Here is a 1,004-nt window from a genome sequence, read left to right as displayed (position 1 = left end):
GCCTGCCGCGCCCATCCAACCGAAAGAATCGCTACTGAAAAGATCGTCAAAGCTTGACGCAGACAACCCCGGAGCGCCCGTCAAAAAGAACTTCGGATATTGATCAGCAACGCTTGCTGCTAACTCTTCATTGAGCGCGGCCATTTCGCGCTCGGCTAAGCGAATATCGGTACGACGTTTCAACAGATCGGAAGGTAAACCGACCGGCACCATGTCCTGTATGACAGGTACACTATGCTGCTTAGATAGGCGGATTTCGACTTGCGTTAGCGGCTCACCAAGCAATACTGCTAAACGATGTTTGTGCGCTTGTTGTGCAATTTCTAACTGCGGAACGAGCGATTCCATCGCCGCAAGCGTGGCCTTTGCTTGGGCTAAATCGAGATCAGAACCGTAGCCGCTGCGCACGACTTTTCCGACGAGGTCGAGTGTGCGTCTTTGATCTTCTAAGTTCGACTTTGCCAATTCAAGGCGCTCACTCGCACCTTGGTATTGCAAGTAGTTGTGAATCAAATCCGCCGTGATCACCGTGTTCAAGCCGCTTTGATAAATCTGAGCTTGTTCGAGACGAATTTGCGCCGCGTTTGCTTGGCGGTCAATGCGCCCAAACAGATCAACTTCCCAAGCGATACTCGCGCCTGCAAATACGCCATCGTGCTGATTATCCATTAGGGTGACGTTACCAATTTGAGGTGGCAGACCCGACACGGAATCACTGAGTGGATTCAATATCGGACCGAGTGAAGAGTCATTTTTACTGAACTGATAGTTCATGTAACCCGCACCGAGATTACTTGTCGGTACCTCGCATGACTCCACCATGGTTTTATAGTTGTTGGCCATTTTCACCCGCTCGGCCGCCACTTTCAGCGGAATGTTTTGGCTCTGCATGTCTTGAACCATTTGATTCAACACCGGATCGTGAAACTTAGTCCACCAAAACTCAACGGGTTGTGAATCGGTACTCAACCCTGCATTTTCGGCGTTCAAGTAGGTTTCTGCCA

1 protein-coding gene is annotated in these 1,004 nt (G+C 50.3%); it reads right to left on the bottom strand.

The genetic code is table 11. The features are described 5' to 3' along the window. On the bottom strand, nt 1-1,004 hold a 1,004-nt coding region (locus R7E00_RS25395; protein WP_318124962.1), incomplete at both ends, for a TolC family protein.

Origin of the sequence: Vibrio sp. Vb1755, assembly GCF_033338635.1 — a bacterium.
GTDB lineage: Bacteria > Pseudomonadota > Gammaproteobacteria > Enterobacterales > Vibrionaceae > Vibrio > Vibrio alginolyticus.
The sequence above is the reverse complement of the archived record's forward strand: the minus strand, read 5'-3'. Positions and strand labels throughout refer to the sequence as shown.